Origin of the sequence: Bradyrhizobium sp. TM239, from assembly GCF_036247985.1 — a bacterium.
In the GTDB taxonomy this organism is placed as follows: Bacteria; Pseudomonadota; Alphaproteobacteria; order Rhizobiales; family Xanthobacteraceae; genus Bradyrhizobium; species Bradyrhizobium ottawaense.
Genome location: NZ_BTIR01000011.1, coordinates 574,648 through 589,198, shown reverse-complemented (window position 1 = coordinate 589,198; position 14,551 = coordinate 574,648). Strand labels below are relative to the sequence as shown.

11 protein-coding genes and 1 riboswitch are annotated in these 14,551 nt (G+C 65.8%); of the genes, 9 read left to right on the top strand and 2 right to left on the bottom strand.

What is annotated here, in order from left to right:
* The first annotated feature begins 20 nt into the window (after nucleotides 1-20).
* The 3 genes from AABA84_RS21150 (at nucleotide 21) to purH (ending at nucleotide 5,000) form a co-directional block, all read left to right on the top strand.
* Nucleotides 21-1,367, top strand: a complete 1,347-nt coding sequence (locus AABA84_RS21150) for an RsmB/NOP family class I SAM-dependent RNA methyltransferase (protein ID WP_212243185.1) — start codon at nucleotides 21-23, stop codon at nucleotides 1,365-1,367.
* 157 nt (nucleotides 1,368-1,524) lie between these two features.
* Nucleotides 1,525-3,243, top strand: coding sequence for a heparinase II/III family protein (locus AABA84_RS21145; protein WP_212243187.1), 1,719 nt, complete (start codon nucleotides 1,525-1,527; stop codon nucleotides 3,241-3,243).
* 58 nt (nucleotides 3,244-3,301) lie between these two features.
* Nucleotides 3,302-3,383, top strand: a riboswitch (ZMP/ZTP riboswitch).
* Between the two features lie 24 nt (nucleotides 3,384-3,407).
* Nucleotides 3,408-5,000, top strand: a complete 1,593-nt coding sequence (purH, locus tag AABA84_RS21140) for a bifunctional phosphoribosylaminoimidazolecarboxamide formyltransferase/IMP cyclohydrolase (protein ID WP_338308669.1) — start codon at nucleotides 3,408-3,410, stop codon at nucleotides 4,998-5,000.
* Nucleotides 5,001-5,124: 124 nt separating this feature from the next.
* Here the strand turns inward: purH and AABA84_RS21135 are convergent, their stop codons facing one another.
* Complete coding sequence (locus AABA84_RS21135; RefSeq protein ID WP_338312974.1) at nucleotides 5,125-6,510, bottom strand: MFS transporter; 1,386 nt, start codon at nucleotides 6,508-6,510, stop codon at nucleotides 5,125-5,127.
* 100 nt (nucleotides 6,511-6,610) lie between these two features.
* On the opposite strand from AABA84_RS21135, the gene ggt reads away from it, so the two are divergent.
* Together ggt and AABA84_RS21125 are read left to right on the top strand one after the other, a co-directional pair.
* Complete coding sequence (ggt, locus tag AABA84_RS21130; RefSeq protein WP_338312973.1) at nucleotides 6,611-8,362, top strand: gamma-glutamyltransferase; 1,752 nt, start codon at nucleotides 6,611-6,613, stop codon at nucleotides 8,360-8,362.
* A 99-nt stretch (nucleotides 8,363-8,461) separates the two neighbouring features.
* Complete coding sequence (locus AABA84_RS21125; protein ID WP_212243194.1) at nucleotides 8,462-9,757, top strand: MFS transporter; 1,296 nt, start codon at nucleotides 8,462-8,464, stop codon at nucleotides 9,755-9,757.
* A 97-nt stretch (nucleotides 9,758-9,854) separates the two neighbouring features.
* Here the strand turns inward: AABA84_RS21125 and AABA84_RS21120 are convergent, their stop codons facing one another.
* Complete coding sequence (locus AABA84_RS21120; protein WP_063198664.1) at nucleotides 9,855-10,520, bottom strand: glutathione S-transferase family protein; 666 nt, start codon at nucleotides 10,518-10,520, stop codon at nucleotides 9,855-9,857.
* Between the two features lie 161 nt (nucleotides 10,521-10,681).
* On the opposite strand from AABA84_RS21120, the gene AABA84_RS21115 reads away from it, so the two are divergent.
* From AABA84_RS21115 to panE, 4 genes are all read left to right on the top strand, one after another.
* Entirely contained in the window at nucleotides 10,682-11,278 is a 597-nt protein-coding gene (locus AABA84_RS21115) for a DUF2239 family protein (RefSeq protein WP_212243196.1), read from the top strand.
* A 91-nt stretch (nucleotides 11,279-11,369) separates the two neighbouring features.
* The gene (locus tag AABA84_RS21110; protein ID WP_338312972.1) at nucleotides 11,370-12,719 is read left to right on the top strand and encodes an MATE family efflux transporter; all 1,350 of its coding nucleotides are present in this window, start codon (nucleotides 11,370-11,372) and stop codon (nucleotides 12,717-12,719) included.
* Nucleotides 12,720-12,822: 103 nt separating this feature from the next.
* On the top strand, nucleotides 12,823-13,431 hold the full coding sequence (locus tag AABA84_RS21105; protein WP_338312970.1) for a 2-hydroxychromene-2-carboxylate isomerase: 609 nt from the start codon (nucleotides 12,823-12,825) through the stop codon (nucleotides 13,429-13,431).
* Nucleotides 13,432-13,553: 122 nt separating this feature from the next.
* Complete coding sequence (panE, locus tag AABA84_RS21100) at nucleotides 13,554-14,477, top strand: 2-dehydropantoate 2-reductase (RefSeq protein WP_338312969.1); 924 nt, start codon at nucleotides 13,554-13,556, stop codon at nucleotides 14,475-14,477.
* Nucleotides 14,478-14,551: the final 74 nt, after the last annotated feature.

The following is a 14,551-nucleotide window of genomic DNA, read 5'->3' as shown; positions in this document are numbered from 1 at the left end:
GCTCAGAACCTTGCTTCCGCATGCCATCTCAACGTTTTGCCCCTCCGTCCGAAGTGCCCGGTCTCGCGGCGCGACGGATCGCCGCCGACATCGTCGACGGCGTGCTGCACAAGCACCGTACGCTCGACGACCAACTCGACGGCAGCGGCGCCCATCCCGGATTGAAGACGCTGGCCGACCGCGACCGCGCGCTGATGCGGCGCCTGGTCGCCACCGTGCTGCGCCGGCTCGGCACGCTCGGCCATGTGCTGTCCCGCCTGCTCGACAAGGGCATCCCCTCCGAAGCACCGCGCGCGCAGAGTGCGCTTCTGATCGGCGCGGCACAGATCCTCTGGATGGACGTGCCGGACCACGCGGCCGTCGACCTCTCCGTTCGCCTGGTGCAATCCGACCGGCGCGCCGCGCGCTATGCCGGCCTCGTCAATGCCGTGCTGCGCCGCTGCGCGCGCGAGGGTACGGCGCTGGTCGAAGAGGTCGCCGCGCAATCGCTGGACCTGCCGCCATGGCTGCTCGCGCGCTGGAGCGCGCATTATGGCGAAGCAACCGCAAGGGAGATGGCGCTCGCACTCGGCCACGAACCCTCGCTCGATCTCACCGTGAAGTCCGATGCCGCGCAATGGGCGAGCCGCCTGCACGGCGAGACGCTTCCGACCGGAACGGTGCGGATGCTGCTGCACGGCTCGGTGACCATGCTGCCCGGCTTCGCCGAGGGACAATGGTGGGTGCAGGACGCCGCCGCCGCGCTGCCGGCCCGGCTGTTCGGCGACGTCAAGGGCAAGTCCATTGCCGATCTCTGCGCCGCCCCCGGCGGCAAGACCGCACAACTGGCGCATGCCGGCGCGCATGTCACGGCGATCGACCGCTCGCCGGCCCGGGTGACGCGGCTGCGTGAAAACCTGGCGCGGCTGTCGCTCCAGGCCGAGACCGTCGTCGCTGACGCCGTGGAATGGGCCGGCCCTGCCGAAGGCTTCGACGGTATTTTGATCGATGCGCCCTGCACATCGACCGGCACGATCCGCCGTCATCCCGATGTGGCATGGCTGCGGCAGGAATCCGATGTCACCGCCATGACCGTGCTCCAGCAGCGACTGCTGCGAAAATCGGTGTCGTTGCTCAAGCCGGGCGGCACGCTGGTCTACTGCACCTGCTCGCTGGAACCCGAAGAGGGCGAGCAGGCCGTGGCAACGCTGCTGGCGAACGAGCCTGCGCTTCGCCGCGTCCCGATCGAGGCCGCGGAGGTCGCGGGCCTGGACGAAATCATCACAGGGGACGGCGATCTGCGTACCCTGCCCAGCCATCTGCCGAACGCCGATCCCAAGCTCGGCGGGCTCGACGGATTTTTCGCGACCCGGCTCGTTAAATCCTGATTTTGCACCGGATTTTGCGACCGCGACGCTGATTCGCACACGTTCAAGGTGGTGTCAGACGTCCGATTTTGGGATTAATAGGGATTCGTCGGAATCCTCTCCCCCTTCAAGGCAAAGCGTGTCGGTCGCTCAACGCAGACGTATCTCGACGCTGGTCATGAACCGCTTCGCGCGGAACATGCTCGCGCGCGCGAGCGGCGGTTCCGTTGCGCTATCGCGGGTCTGGCCCGGCCGCACCGATCGGCTGATCATCGCGCCGCACGATCTGCGCACCGCGGATGCCACTCGCGCCGCCGAAATCTATGCCGGCCGCTTCGTCTTCGCCGGCAAGATCGTCAATTGCCACGGCCGTTCGATCTTCGATCTCGATCCGCCGTCGGAGGATTGGGAGGTTGCGCTGCTCGGCTTCGGCTGGCTGCGCCATTTGCGCGCCGCCGACACTGCGCTGACACGGGCGAATGCGCGCGCGCTGATCGAGGACTGGATCGCCAACCCCGCCAACAAGCGCCGCCCGGTCGCGCGCCGCGCCGATGTGCTGGCCCGGCGCGTGATCTCGCTGCTGTCGCAGGCACCGCTGGTGCTGGGCGAGACCGACAACAAGTTCTACCGCCGTTACCTGCGCGCGCTCGCGCGCGAGATCCGCTTCCTGCGCTACACCATGGTCAACATTCCCGACGGGGTGCCGAAGCTCCAGGTGCTGATCGCGCTGTGCTACGCGGCGCTGTGCCTCGCCAACCAGGCGGGCCAGATTCGCAGCGCTTCGAAAAAGCTTTCGGACGAATTGCAGCGGCAGATCCTGCCCGACGGCGGACACATCTCGCGCAATCCCGGCGCGCTGATCGAACTCCTGATCGACCTGCTGCCGCTGCGGCAGACCTTTGCTGCGCGCAACATCGCGCCACCGCCGGCGCTGCTCAACGCGATCGACCGCATGATGCCGATGCTGCGCTTCTTCCGGCACGGCGACGGCAATTTCGCGCTGTTCAACGGCATGAGCGCGACGTCCTCGGACCTGCTCGCCACGCTGCTCGCCTATGACGACACCCACGGCGCGCCGATGGCGAACATGCCGCATACCGGCTTTCAGCGCCTCGATGCCGGCCAGACCACTGTGATCATCGACACCGGCCCGCCGCCGCCGGCCGGCGTCAGTCACGACGCCCATGCCGGCTGCCTGTCGTTCGAACTGTCCTCCGGCATCAGCCGCATCGTCACCAATTGCGGCATGCCGACCACGGGCCGCGACAATTGGCGGCCGTTCGCTCGCGGCACGGCGGCGCATTCGACGCTGACCTATCACGACACCTCGTCATGCCAGTTCGTGGAGATGTCGGCGATGAAGCGGCTCTTGCACGGCTCGCCTGTTACCAGCGGGCCGGTCGAGGTCGAGAGCTATCGCGAGATCGTGCAGAACGGCACGCTGCTCACGACCTCGCATGACGGCTATCTCGCCAAATTCGGCGCGATCCACCGCCGCGTGCTGATGATCGCCAATGACGGCGCGCGCATCGACGGCGAGGACACGCTGTCGCCGCCGCAGGGCGGACGCTTCAAGGGCGCGGATGCCGATTTCGCGCTGCGCTTCCATCTGCATCCGGCGGTGAAGGCGAGCCGGCTGTCGGATGCGCGCGGCGTCATGCTGGTGCTGCCGAACCGCGATGTCTGGACCTTCGAGGCGCTCGACGACAAGGTCGACCTCGAGGACAGCGTGTTCCTGGCCGGCAATGACGGGCCGCGCCGCACCGCCCAGATCGTGATCCGGCAGGACGCGCGGCAGGCGCCCTCGATCCGCTGGAGCTTTGTCCGCTCCACGGCATCGCCGACCGTCACCAATGCCCGCCGCAACGCCCGGCGCGAACCGGAACTTCCGCTGTAAACGCGCGGTTTCGGCCCGATCTGATCGTTGTGAAGCACGCCGAAAACTGCTATCGAGCCCTCGCTCGCGCGACTGGCGACCTTGGATGGAGCACCATCGGGAAGCGCGGGACATAGAAGCCGCGCGCCTGGGCATAGACACTCCCTGAACAGAGGATCTTGCTCATGACTGACCATCCCCGCCGCGTCACCCGCGCCCTGCTCTCCGTTTCCGACAAGACCGGCCTGATCGAATTCGCAAAGGCGCTCGCCGCGCATGATGTCGAGCTGGTTTCGACCGGCGGCACCGCCAAGGCGATCGCCGCGGCCGGCCTCAAGGTGAAGGACGTTTCCGACCTCACCGGCTTCCCCGAGATGATGGACGGCCGCGTCAAGACGCTGCATCCGAAGGTACATGGCGGCCTGCTCGCGATCCGCGACAACAAGGAACATGTGGACGCGATGAAGGCGCACGGCATCGCGCCGATCGATCTTTTGGTCGTCAATCTCTATCCGTTCGAGGCGACGGTCGACAAAGGCGCCGGCTTCGAGGATTGCATCGAGAACATCGACATCGGCGGCCCCGCGATGATCCGCGCCGCCGCCAAGAACCATGACGACGTCGCCGTCGTCGTCGAGGCAGATGACTACAAGGCGGTGCTCGACGAGCTCGCCGCCAACAAGGGCGCGACCACGCTGAAACTGCGTCGCCGCCTTGCCGCGAAGGCCTATGCGCGTACCGGCGCCTACGATGCCGCGATCTCGAACTGGTTCAATCGCCAGCTCGAGATCGACGCGCCCGACTTCCGCGCCTTCGGCGGCAAGCTGATCCAGTCGCTGCGTTACGGCGAGAACCCGCACCAGACCGCGGCGTTCTATGCGACGCCCGACAAGCGTCCGGGCGTCTCCACCGCGCGGCAGCTCCAGGGCAAGGAGCTCTCCTACAACAACATCAACGACACCGATGCCGCCTATGAGTGCATCGGCGAGTTCGACGCCAAGCGCACCGCGGCCTGCGTCATCGTCAAGCACGCCAACCCCTGCGGCGTCGCGGAGGGATCGAACCTCGTCGAAGCCTATCGCAGGGCGCTCGCCTGCGATTCCACCTCGGCCTTCGGCGGCATCATCGCGATGAATCGTCCGCTGGACGCAGATACGGCCCGCGAGATCACAAAAATCTTCACCGAGGTGATCATCGCGCCCGACGCCACTGAGGAAGCGATCGCCATCATCGGCGGCAAGAAGAACCTGCGGCTGCTGCTCGCCGGCAGCCTGCCCGATCCGCGCGCGCCCGGCCTCACCGCCAAGACCGTGGCCGGCGGCCTGCTGGTGCAGAGCCGCGACAACGCCGTGGTCGACGACATGACGTTCAAGATCGTGACCAAGCGCGCACCCACGGACGCCGAGATGCGCGACCTCAAGTTCGCGTTCCGGGTGGCAAAACACGTCAAGTCCAACACCATCATCTACGCCAAGGACCTCGCCACCGTCGGCATCGGCGCCGGCCAGATGAGCCGGGTGGATTCAGCGCGGATAGCGGCGCGCAAGGCCCAGGATGCGGCGAACGAGCTGAAGCTCGCCGAGCCGCTCACCAGGGGCTCGGTGGTGGCGTCGGATGCGTTCTTCCCGTTCGCCGACGGCATGCTCGCCTGCATCGAGGCTGGCGCCACCGCGGTGGTGCAGCCCGGCGGCTCCATGCGCGACGACGAGGTGATCAAAGCCGCCGACGAGCACGGCATCGCCATGGTGTTCACGGGCACGCGGCATTTCAGGCACTGAGCTCACCGTCATTCCGGGGCGCGCCACTTGGCGCGAGCCCGGAATCCATTTCTCCGCGTGACACGCTGCACGATAGATTCCGGGCTCGCGCTTCGCGCGCCCCGGAATGACAGGGAATTGCGGTCTAATCCCGCACCCGCATCAACAATCCCAGCCCCGCGACGAAGAACACCACCAGCACGGCCATGCCGGCCTTCTGGCTCGCTGTTGCCGCAGTAATCACACCGATCAGGAGCGGACCGATGAAGGACGTCACCTTCCCGGTCAGCGCGAACAGGCCGAAATACTGGGCGATGCGGTCTTTCGGCGCGAGGCGGATCAGCAGCGTGCGCGAGGCCGCCTGGAGTGGACCACCGGCCGCGCCGATGAGGCAGCCGAGCACGAGATAGGCGCGCTCGGCCGCGCTCGAGAACAAGGGAGCGTCTGCTTGCGGCGGCGCGACCTTGATGAACAGTACACTGTCCTTGTCGACCAGGAGAATTGCCGCCACGGACAGCAGCAGCACGAGCATGCTGCCGGCGATGACGCGCTTCGGCCCGAGACGATCGTCCAGCTTGCCGCCGAACCATGCGCCAAACGCGCCGGCAATCGCGAGCATGATGCCGAAGGTGCCGATCTGAATTGTGTGCCAGCCGAAGGTGCCCGCGGCATAGATGCCGCCAAAGGCGAACAGCGACACCAGACCATCCGTATAGATCATATTGGCGAGCAGAAATGCCGCCAGCGATCCCTGCTGCGGCAGGCTTCTGATCGATTGCCTCAGCTCCGACAGCCCCTCACGCAACGCCTCGCGCACCGGGCGCTTCGCCGGATAATCCGGCGTGAACAGGAACAACGGTGTCACGAACACGATGAACCACAGTCCGGTCAGCGGCCCCACGATGCGATCGCCCTGATGGCTGACCGGATCGAGCCCGAACAGCGGCGTTAAGCCGAGTAATGTGCGGCCGGTCTGCGGATTGGCCGCGAGGAAGCCGAGCACGATGATCAGGCTGACGATTCCGCCGACATAGCCGGTGGCCCAGCCGGTGCCGGAGAGCCGTCCGATCCGCTCCGGCGGCACCAGCGTCGGCATCATCGCATTGTTGAAGAGGGTGGCGAATTCCGCGCCGACGCTGGCGAGCGCGACTGCGGTGAGCAGGGGCGGAATGATGGAGGGATCGCCGGGCTTGCCGATCCATAGCGTGCAGGATGCAACCACCAGCAGCGCACCGAAGCCCGCGATCCACGGCTTCCGGCGGCCCGAGGCGTCCGCGATGGCGCCCAGCACCGGCGACATCAACGCGATCGCAAGGCCCGCAGCCGCCATCGCAAATCCCCACAGCGATTGGCCGGTGGCGGGGTTCGGCGCAATGCTGGTGGCGAAATAGGGCGCGAACACGAAGGTCGTGATCAGCGTGAAATAGGGCTGCGCGGCCCAGTCGAAAAAGATCCAGCTGACGACGGCAGCGCGCGGCGGATAGGTCCGCGACACGCCGGCCATGCGCGCATCCTGGGCGATCGTCGTCATCACGCAGTCCTCATCACGAACAGTTTTGCCTCTCTCTGGGCAAACCGTATAGCATTGCAGCGAGGCGTGTGAACTGGTTCGAAGCCACGGCGAAAGCCTGATGATATCGTCATATTCGACAAGGCGGACATTTTTCGCCTTCATAGCCACTCTGGCCTTTGGTCTGTCGCCGGCAGCCGCCCAGGATGCGCGACGGGCCTATGTCCCGGCCGCGCCTGACACGGTACGCGCCGTCGCCGCCGAGCACGGCATGGTCGTCGCGCAGGAGAAGATATCTGCGCAGATCGGTGCCGATATCCTGCGGAGCGGTGGCAATGCGGTCGATGCTGCCGTCGCGACCGGCTTTGCGATGGCCGTGACCTATCCGCGTGCCGGCAATATCGGCGGCGGCGGCTTCATGGTGATCCATTCCGCGGACCGCAACGAAGACATCACGATCGATTACCGCGAGACGGCGCCGGCGGCGACCACGCCGCAGATCTTCCTCGGTGCCGACGGCAAGCCCGATATTGCGAAGTCGCGGGATTCCGCGCTGGGCGTCGGCGTGCCCGGCACGGTTGCGGGCCTCGCCCTGGCATTGGAGAGATACGGCTCGGGGCAATTCACGCTGGCGCAATTGCTGGCGCCCGCGATCGCGCTCGCCCGCGACGGCTTCGCCGCCAGCGACGACATTGCCGACACCATGCCGGGCTGGCACCGGCGGCTGGCACGCTGGCCGTCTTCGGCCAAAATCTTCTCGCGGCCCGATGGCACTCCGCTGAGCGAAGGCGACTGGCTGGTGCAGGGCGATCTCGCTGAAACGCTGTCGGCGGTCGCTGCACAGGGGCCACGCGGCTTCTATGAGGGACCGGTCGCGGAAAAAATCGCCAAAGCCGTGACCGACGCGGGCGGCATCATGACGCCAGCCGATTTGAAGGCCTATCAGGCCGTAATCCGCGCACCGATGCGCGGCACCTATCGCGGCTACGACATCGTGTCGATGCCGCTGCCTTCGTCGGGCGGCGTCGTGCTGGTGGAGACGCTCAACATCCTCGAGGGCTTTCAGCTTGCCGATTCGAAGCAGGGCTCACCGGCGTCGCTGCATCTCCTGATCGAGGCCATGAAGCGCGCCTATGCGGATCGCGCGCGCTATCTCGGCGATCCCGCCTTCGTCAACGCGCCGATCGAGACGCTCGTCGCGAAGGACTACGCCGCCAAGCTCCGCTCCGGCATCTCCGCCGAACGCGCCACGCCGTCGAAGGAGCTCGTTTCCACGGCTCCCTCGCCGCGCGAAGGCAGCAACACCACGCATTTCTCCGTCGTCGATTCCAGCGGAAACGCCGTCAGCAACACCTATACGCTGAACTTCAGCTACGGCGTCGGCCTCGTTGCCGACGGCACCGGCGTGCTGCTCAACAACGAACTCGACGATTTCACCGCCGCAATCGGCGCCTCCAATGCCTACGGTCTGGTCGGCTTCGAGGCCAATCTGCCCGGCCCCGGCAAGCGGCCGCTGTCGTCGATGTCGCCGACCATCGTGCTGAAGGACGGCAAGCCGGTGCTGGTGACGGGCTCGCCCGGCGGCAGCCGCATCATTTCCAGCGTGCTGCAGGTCATCGTCAACGTGCTCGACTACAAGATGGATGTTGCGGCAGCCGTCGCCGCGCCACGGCTGCATCACCAATGGTTGCCGGATGAAGTGCGTGTCGAGGGCGGCTTTCCCAGCGATGTTCTGGGCGAGCTGAAGGCGATGGGCCACTTCATCGTCGAGCCGATGGGGCAGACGTCGGCCAATTCGATTGTCGTGACGCCGAACGGACCGCTCGGCGCGCCCGATCCCCGCACGCGGGGCGCAGAAGCAGCGGGGCAGTAACGACGTCATTTGCATGGCACGGGAGCGTGGATCCGCTAGCTCTCGCTGCCACGCGTGTTACCAAAGCGCAGCTTTCAAGAAACTGCCGGGGAAACGCACATGACGACGACCGATCCGAACCAGCGCATCGAGCGCGCGGAGATCGAAGACACCAGCCTTCTTGCCTTCTATCGCGACATGAACGTCGCCGAGCGCCGGACGTTCTGGGCGTGCGCGGCGGGCTGGGCGCTCGACGGCATGGACTTCATGATTTATCCGCTGGTGATCGGCACCATCATCGCGCTGTGGAAGGTCGATGCCGCCTCGGCTGGCCTTGCCGGCACGGTGACGCTGCTCGCCTCCGCGATCGGCGGCTGGCTCGGCGGCTATCTCTCCGACCATATCGGGCGGGTGAGGACGCTCCAGATCACCATCATCTGGTTCTCGTTCTTCTCGCTGGTCTGCGCCGTCGTGCAGAATTTCGACCAGCTCCTGATTGCACGTGCCGTGCTCGGCCTCGGCTTCGGCGGCGAATGGGCGGCGGGCGCCGTGCTGATGGGCGAGGCGATCCGGCCGCAATATCGCGGGCGCGCGGTCGGCTCGGTGCAGTCGGGCTGGGCGGTCGGCTGGGGCCTCGCAGTACTGTCGCAAGCGATCCTGTTCTCGGTCTTGCCGGCGGAGACGGCATGGCGCTGGATGTTCGTGATCGGCGCGCTGCCGGCGCTTCTGGTGTTCTACATCCGCCGCTCCGTCACCGAGCCGGAGATCGCGGCAGAGGCCCGCGCCAGGCAGGCCGCGAGCGGCGATCGCCCGGCGATCTGGGAGATCTTCTCCGGCCCGATCCTGAAGACCACGATCCTGGCATCGCTGATGGCAACGGGCTGCCAGGGCGGCTACTACGCCGTCACGTTCTGGGTGCCGCAATTCCTGACCAAGGAGCGGCATCTTTCGATCGTCGGCTCGACCGGCTATCTGTCGACGCTGATCATCGGCTCCTTCATCGGCTATCTCACCGGCGCCTGGCTTGCCGACCGGATCGGGCGGCGCAACCTGTTTCTGATCTTCTCGATCGGCGCCATGGCGGTGGTGCTGCTCTATACGCAGCTGCCGCTCACCAACGAGATCCTCTGGCTGCTCGGTTTTCCGCTCGGCTTCTTCGCCTCGGGCTATTTCTCCGGCATCGGCGCGTTCCTGACCGAGCTCTATCCGACGCGGCTGCGCGGCTCCGGCCAGGGCTTTTGCTACAATTTCGGCCGCGGCATCGGCGCGCTGTTTCCGTTCCTCGTCGGCGCGCTGTCGGCGTCGACCTCGCTTGCGAATGCGATCGCGATCTTCGCGGTGGTCGCTTACGCGCTGTTCTTCATCGCCGCCTTCGCGCTGCCGGAAACACGCGGGCGGGTGCTGCACGCGCACTGATTGTTACTGTCATCCCGGGGCGGCTCGCAGAGCCGAACCCGGGATCTCGAGATTCCGGGTTCGCCCTTCAGGCGCCCCGGAATGACGATGAAGAGAACTACCGCCCCACCTGATACGGTCCGCCCTTCTCCAGCGCGCGCGCATAAGCCGGCCGCGCGTGGATGCGCTCGAGGAATGCCATCGCCTTGGGATGGCCCTGCTCGAGCCCGCCGCGCGCTTGCGCAGCTTCCAGCGGAAAGCTCATCTGGATGTCGGCGGCGGTGAACTCGTTGCCGGCGAACCACTCGCTCTTCGCAAGCTCGCCTTCCCAGTAATCCATGTGTTGCTTGAGCTGCGGATTGACCAGCGTGGTCAGCGCCTGGTTCGAGACCTTGCGCACCAGCGGACGAAGCAGCGCGGGCGCGCGCTTCGGCATCAGCGTGAACAGCAGCTTCAACAGCAGCGGCTGCATCGCAGACCCTTCGGCATAATGCAGCCAATAGGTGAAGCGCAGCCGCTCCGGCGTGTTCGGCGGCGGGATCAGCCGGCCGTTGCCGTAGGTCGCGACGAGATATTCGATGATCGCGCCCGACTCGGCGATGGTGTTGCCGTTGTCGGTGATGACGGGCGACTTGCCGAGCGGATGAATGGCGCGCAGCTCCTTCGGCGCGCGCATGTCCGGCTGGCGCTGATAGCGCACGATCTCGTAGGGCACGCCCAACTCTTCGAGCAGCCACAGCACGCGCTGCGAGCGGGAATTGTTGAGGTGGTGAACGGTCAGCATCGGCGAGGTCCCCGGGGCTAGGCGTGGTGGCTGGGCGTGGTCGTCGGCCGCGTACCTGCCAGCCCGGGACCGCAATGTCGAGCCGTCGGGACGGATGTTTTCACCCGGGTATATTGACGCCGATAATTTACCCGGGTATTAAATAGTCCAACATCGTCAAAATGGCAATGATTCCAATGCAGAAGATTTTCACCGCTTTCCAGGGGCAGCGCCGCCTGGTATCCGGGCCGGCAGGCGAGGTCGCGCTGGTCGTCAAGCGGGTGGCGACGCGGCCAGACGAGCCCATCATCATCTTCGAGGACGGCACGGGGCGATCGATCGACTTCGATCTGCGCGGCGGGGATCGCGAGGTGCTGGCGCGCCTGGCCAAGCTTGTTCCGCCGCCGGTCGAGGAGAGCACGCCACCGAGCGAGCCGCGCGGGCGCGGCCGGCCGAAGCTCGGCGTGGTCGCGCGCGAGGTGACGCTGTTGCCACGGCACTGGGAGTGGCTCGGCGCGCAGCCGGGAGGTGCCTCGGTCGCATTGCGAAAACTCGTCGACGAGGCCAGGCGCGCCAGCGGCGACAAGGACCGCGAGCGGCAGGCCCGCGATGCGGCCTATCACTTCATGTCGACCATGGCGGGCAACCTGCCGCAGTTCGAGGAAGCCTCGCGCGCATTGTTTGCCGATGACCGGCGACGCTTCACCGGATTGATCGCGGACTGGCCGACCGATATTCGCGACCACATCGTCAAGCTCGCCTACAGCGACCGCGCTTAAAGCGCGCCGCTCTTCACAACCTCCATCGACGGCCGAGCCGCGCGTGCTTCGCGCGGCAACGGCTTTGCACGCCCTGATGAAAGGCTAATCCATGTCTGCCCCCAAGCCGCTCTGGACCACATTCCTCCGCTTCCTCGCGCCGTTGATGCTGAGCAACGCGCTGCAATCGCTGTTCGGCACCGTCAGCAACGTCTATCTCGGCCAGATGATCGGCATTGACGCGCTCGCGGCGGTGTCGGCGTTCTTCCCGGTGATGTTCTTCCTGTTCGCCTTCGTCATGGGGCTGAGCACCGGCGCGACCGTGCTGATCGGCCAGGCCTTTGGCGCAGGCGAGCACGGCCGGATCAGGAGCGTCGTAGGCACGACGCTCGCGGTCGGCCTTCTGCTTTCAATCTCAGTGGCGCTGATCGGCGGGCTCTTCAGCCGTCAACTGATGATGGCGCTCGCCACACCCGCGGATATTCTCGAACAGGCCAGCGCCTATGCCCGCATCATGCTGCTGACGATGCCGCTCGGCTTCGTCTTCCTGCTGATGACGGCGATGATCCGCGGCGTCGGCGACGCGCTGACGCCGCTGCTGGCGCTGGCGTTGTCGACCGCGACCGGTCTGATCCTGACGCCGATGTTGATCCGCGGGTCGTTCGGACTGCCGGCGGCCGGCATCACCAGCCCGGCATGGGCGGCCGCGATCTCGAACGCACTCACGTTGATCGCGCTGGCACTCTATCTGCTGCGGAAGAAGCACGCGCTCGCGCCGGACGCCGCGTTGCTGCGTCACCTGCGGCTCAACGGCGCCATGCTCGGAAAAATCCTCGGCATCGGATTGCCGAGCGCCATCGGTATGGTGGTGATGGCGGTCGCAGAGCTGGTCCTGCTCGGCCTTGTCAACGGCTTTGGATCGGACGCGACGGCGGCCTATGGCGCCGTCAACCAGGTGATGGGCTACACGCAGTTCACGGCGATGTCGATTTCGATCGCGGTCTCGATCCTCGGCGCGCAGGCTGTCGGCAGCGGCGACAGGGCCCGGCTCGACGGCATCGTGCGGACCGGGCTCGCTTTCAACCTCGTTCTGACCGGCGGGCTCGTGGCGCTGATCTATCTCGCGCCGCGCGCGATCCTCGGCATCTTCATCACCGATGCCGCCGTGCTCAATCTGGCAAAAGGCCTGCTCGACATCGCCCTGTGGAGCTCGGTGCCGTTCGGCCTGGCCACAGTGTTCTCGGGTGCCATGCGCGCCGCCGGCGTCGCGTTGATGCCGATGCTGCTCGCGATCTTCGCGATTCTCGCGATCGAGCTGCCTGCCGCGGTGATCCTGAGCCACACGATCGGCCTTGCGGGCGTGTGGGCCGCCTATCCCGTCGTGTTCTGCGCCATGTTCGTTTTGCAGATGGGCTATTACCTGATGGTCTGGCGCAAGCGGGCGATCCGGCGGCTGGTCTGATTCTCAGAGTATTATGATCATCATTAAACGGTGGACCTGCAGAGCACGCTGCGTCACAATGCGAGAAAAGCCAGATCAAGAAGTTAGGTCAGGGAGACCGATTTTGACCCGCACAGCCCCGCAATTCCTGTTCGATTTCGGCAGCCCGAATGCCTATCTCAGCCACCTCGCGATCCCCGCGATCGAGCAGCGCATCGGCGTCAAGTTCGAATATGTGCCGATCCTGCTCGGTGGCATCTTCAAGTCGACCAACAACAAGTCGCCCGCCGAGACGCTCGCGGGCGTCAAGAACAAGCGTGAATTCCAGCACGTCGAGACCGAGCGCTTCATCAAGCGCTTCCATGTCCAGCCCTATGTCTGGAATCCGCACTTTCCCGTCAACACACTGAACCTGATGCGCATGGCGATCGCGGCGCAAGCCGAGGGCGTGTTCGAGAAATATGTCGAGGCCGCCTTCCACCACATGTGGCGCGAGCCGAAGAAGATGGACGACCCTGAGATCGCGGCGAAGGCGCTGGCGTCCTCCGGGCTCGATGCGCAGAAGCTGTTTGCCCGCAGCCAGGAGCCCGAGGTGAAGGCCAAGCTGATCAAGAACACCGAGGACGCCGTCGTCCGCGGCGCGTTCGGCTCGCCGACCTTCTTCGTCGGCAACGAGATGTTCTTCGGCAAGGAGCAGCTGCGCGAGGTCGAGGAGATGGTGCTCGGGACGTAGCCGCTCATTCTCCGGCGACAGAATGTGATCGCGGCAACATTCTGGATTGCTTCGCTTCGCTCGCAATGACAATTATAAGTAGCCGCCAAGAGCAATAATCAAGAGCAACAATGGAGCATCCCATGCGTATCCTCGTGGTCGGCGCCGGCGCCATCGGCGGCTATTTTGGTGGCAGGCTGTTGCAGGCCGGCCGCGACGTCACCTTCCTGGTCCGGCCGCGCCGCGCCGGCGAGCTCGCAAGCGCCGGCCTCGTCATCAAGAGCCCGAATGGCGACGTGACGCTGAAGAATCCGCCGACCGTGCAGGCCGACGGGCTCACGGACAAGTTCGACGTCGTGCTCTTGAGCTGCAAGGCGTTCGACCTCGGCGACGCCATCAAGTCGTTTGCGCCGGCGGTCGGACCTGACACGGCGATCATCCCGATGCTCAACGGCATGAAGCATCTCGATATCCTCGACGACAAGTTCGGCAAGGAGCGCGTGCTCGGCGGTCTCTGCGCCATCGCCGCGACCTTGAACGAGCAGCGTGAGGTGGCGCAGCTCCAGCCGATGCAGGCCATCAGTTACGGCGAGCGCGACGGCACGCTGTCAGATCGCGTCAAGGCGATCGACGAGGCCTTCAAGAGCGGCATCAATGGTGCCACCGCCAGCCAGAACATCATGCAGGACATGTGGGAGAAGTGGGTGTTCCTGTCCTCGCTCGCGGCCTCCACCAGCCTGATGCGCACCTCCGTCGGCAACATCCTCGCGGCCCCTGGCGGCCGGGATTTCCTGCTCGGCATGCTGGACGAGACCAGCGCGATCGCCACCGCGTCGGGCTATACGCCGGGCGGGCCATTCTTCGAGCGGGTGAAGGGCAACCTCACCACCGAGGGCTCGCCGATGACGGCCTCGATGTTCCGCGACATCAAGGCGGGCCTGCCGGTCGAAGCCGACCATGTCATCGGCGACCTCATCGCACGCGCCGATGCCGCCAAGGTGCCGGTGCCGAAGCTGCGCATCGCCTACACGCATTTGAAGGCGTATGAGAAGCAGCGGGCGGGGTAACACCCAGCCATACCCTCGGTGTCGTCCCGGACAAGCGTAAGCGCAGATCCGGGACCCATAGCCACAAGACTACA

Bases quoted from the DNA above. Each gene is read 5' to 3' on its own strand.
- AABA84_RS21150 (WP_212243185.1), top strand. From the start codon at position 21: ATGCCATCTCAACGTTTTGCCCCTCCGTCCGAAGTGCCCGGTCTCGCG.
- AABA84_RS21145 (WP_212243187.1), top strand. From the start codon at position 1,525: ATGAACCGCTTCGCGCGGAACATGCTCGCGCGCGCGAGCGGCGGTTCC.
- purH (WP_338308669.1), top strand. From the start codon at position 3,408: ATGACTGACCATCCCCGCCGCGTCACCCGCGCCCTGCTCTCCGTTTCC.
- AABA84_RS21135 (WP_338312974.1), bottom strand. From the start codon at position 6,510: ATGACGACGATCGCCCAGGATGCGCGCATGGCCGGCGTGTCGCGGACC.
- ggt (WP_338312973.1), top strand. From the start codon at position 6,611: ATGATATCGTCATATTCGACAAGGCGGACATTTTTCGCCTTCATAGCC.
- AABA84_RS21125 (WP_212243194.1), top strand. From the start codon at position 8,462: ATGACGACGACCGATCCGAACCAGCGCATCGAGCGCGCGGAGATCGAA.
- AABA84_RS21120 (WP_063198664.1), bottom strand. From the start codon at position 10,520: ATGCTGACCGTTCACCACCTCAACAATTCCCGCTCGCAGCGCGTGCTG.
- AABA84_RS21115 (WP_212243196.1), top strand. From the start codon at position 10,682: ATGGCAATGATTCCAATGCAGAAGATTTTCACCGCTTTCCAGGGGCAG.
- AABA84_RS21110 (WP_338312972.1), top strand. From the start codon at position 11,370: ATGTCTGCCCCCAAGCCGCTCTGGACCACATTCCTCCGCTTCCTCGCG.
- panE (WP_338312969.1), top strand. From the start codon at position 13,554: ATGCGTATCCTCGTGGTCGGCGCCGGCGCCATCGGCGGCTATTTTGGT.